At 48.0% G+C, this 2,389-nt stretch carries 2 protein-coding genes; both read right to left on the bottom strand.

The features are described from left to right. Window positions 1-114 precede the first annotated feature (114 nt). A complete protein-coding gene (gene cobT / locus RMO52_RS15215; RefSeq protein WP_310415744.1) occupies window positions 115-1,212 on the bottom strand; it encodes a nicotinate mononucleotide-dependent phosphoribosyltransferase CobT in 1,098 nt (365 codons plus the stop codon). Window positions 1,213-1,270: 58 nt separating this feature from the next. Next, window positions 1,271-2,389: ABC transporter permease DevC (devC, locus tag RMO52_RS15220; protein ID WP_310415748.1), on the bottom strand; the 1,119-nt coding region annotated here is incomplete at its 5' end.

Consider the following 2,389-nt stretch of genomic DNA (forward strand, 5'->3'; position numbering starts at 1 on the left):
TAAAGGGTAAAGGGTAAAGGTAATTAATAGACCTCCTGCGAAGGTAACAATACAATCTTTTTTAGTATTGTTTTCGCCTAAAGCCTAAAGCCTAATGTAGTGAATAACTTTTGCTTACTGCGTCACTGCTAGACTGGCGGCTAATAATTGCTCGATCGAGTCTAGCATTTGTACCTGTCCCCAATCTCGATCGAGACTAGCGGCGATCGCCAGTCCGCCAGCACCGACTCCTTCTTTGACAAATCCCTGCTGGTAAACCTGGAGTTGGGGATAGTGGGAGTTGGCAAAACTGAGTTTAGTGGAGAGCAGTGGGATCTGGGGAATCAATCGCGCTAATGCGACAGTATCGCCAGAGCGATCGTTCGCCACCCAATCAGTCGTCCCGACGACGATCCCGCTGGTGTTAATCTCCAAATCGAGGTCGATCCCGATCGCTTGAATTAGAGCGGCTACAGCCAACATTTGCGTGCCTCCAGCGAGTAAAACGCCACAACTGCGACTCGCCGCGATCGCCATACCAGCAACGGCAATTTGCATCGGATCGCCGATGGCTGCGACTAGTTCCCAAGGCGAAAGCGGCAACTTTAAACCCGCCAATCCGCGAGCGACAATTTCTGCTTTTTGCTGATGATTGCAAACGGGGTGGGAGCTATTAACTTTACCGATCGCATCGATACCCAAACCTTCCAGGAGACTTAATGCCGTCGTCGTGCCCCCGACGACGCACTCACCTATAATCAGATAGCTAGCGGCACCCGCGATCGCCGCTAATTTTTCACCCCAGAGCAGCCCTTGTTGATAGAGCTTGCGGACAGTCGCTAGTGGTAATGCTGTGCCTGTAGTCAGACAAGCTGCTGGCAACCCGCCCAGATCGATATGGGCAACACTCGGCGGTGTGGGTAAACCAGCATCGAAGAGATAGACAGGAATATCTAAGGCGGCAGCGATCGCTCTAGAGATATACACTGGCGATGCCCCAGCAATCAAGGGCGGCAAAGGATATTTAGGCTGAGTGCGCACGCCATTAACCAAAAATTCAGCATCGGCGATCGCGGTATACTGGCGATCTTCAGGTGTCTTCCCCGCTGCCGAAATCCCCGGAATCAAACATGTCGCTGTAAATCCCAATACGCAGGCAAATACTGGCAATTGCCCCCGATACCGTTCCAGCCATTGTTGCGCTTGTAATGGTTGGGTATGGAGCTGAATCATTAGTTATTGAAGATCGATCGGGGCGAATGAGGATGCAGTAGTAGATATTATAATGGCATTAGAACATATCCGCTGGATCTGCTGCCCGCAGTTTGCGAACCGCGATCGCGCCTGAAATAGTACACATAATCATCGTCAGAATCAGGACGGTTGTAGCACGAGCGACAGTCATTAATAACGGTAAACTAGTGGCATTGCGCGTCACTGTATAAAGTCCGACAGCGGCTAACATTCCGGGGAAAAAGCCGACGATCGACAGAATAATTGCTTCTTGAAAAACGACAGTGAGTAGATAAAAATCCGTATAACCCATCGCTTTGAGAGTGGCATATTCAGATAAATGATCGGCAACATCGGTATACAAAATCTGATAAACAATTACAATTCCGACGATGAATCCCATCACGGTACCAAGTGTAAAAATAAACCCGATTGAAGTACCACTTTGCCAATAACTTTTCTCAAAGTCAATAAATTGTTCTTTGGACATTACCTTGACATCGTTGGGCAGGTAGGCATCGATCGCGGCAACTGCGGCAGGTACATCTGCACCCGGTTTGAGTTTGATTACACCTACATCAATCAACCCACGTTCGCGACTTTTGAACATCCGGGCGAAGTTGGTATCGCTAGTCATTAAGTTACCATCGGCACCAAAAGATGCACCGAGTGTAAATAAACCACCCACATCAACTCTCCGGCCATCTATTTCGGTTTGGACTTTTTCGCCAGCATTAAATATTTTCGGAATGGGGCCAAATTGTTCGCGAGATTTTTCGTCGAATAAATAGGTATCTGGCAATTGCATTTTCGCCAGATTTTCACTCACGCCGGGTAGTTGAAAAAGTTGTTTATCGGCTGGATTGAAGCCAATAATCATGATCTGGCGAGTATTTTTTTCGACCGGGTTTTTCCAGATGCCAAAGCCCAGATAAATGGGGGTAACTGATTCGACATCTTTAAAAGCGAGGGATTGATAAAGTCGTCTGCGAGGAAAGGATTTCATGGCAATCAACGCCGTCGATTGAGGACTGACGAGAAAAACATCGCCATTGACGTTGGCATGAAATTTAACGGCACTATCGAACAGCGCATCGCGAAATCCTAGCTGCATAAACATCAGAATATCCGCGAAACTAATGCCCGCGATCGCGACTAGCAATCGAATTTTTTCGTG

The organism is Chamaesiphon sp. OTE_8_metabat_110 (assembly GCF_031382685.1).
In the GTDB taxonomy this organism is placed as follows: domain Bacteria; phylum Cyanobacteriota; class Cyanobacteriia; order Cyanobacteriales; family Chamaesiphonaceae; genus Chamaesiphon.

What these genes read in the sequence shown, in the direction of transcription:
- cobT (WP_310415744.1), bottom strand. Translation starts at nt 1,212, where the DNA reads ATGATTCAGCTCCATACCCAACCATTACAAGCGCAACAATGGCTGGAA.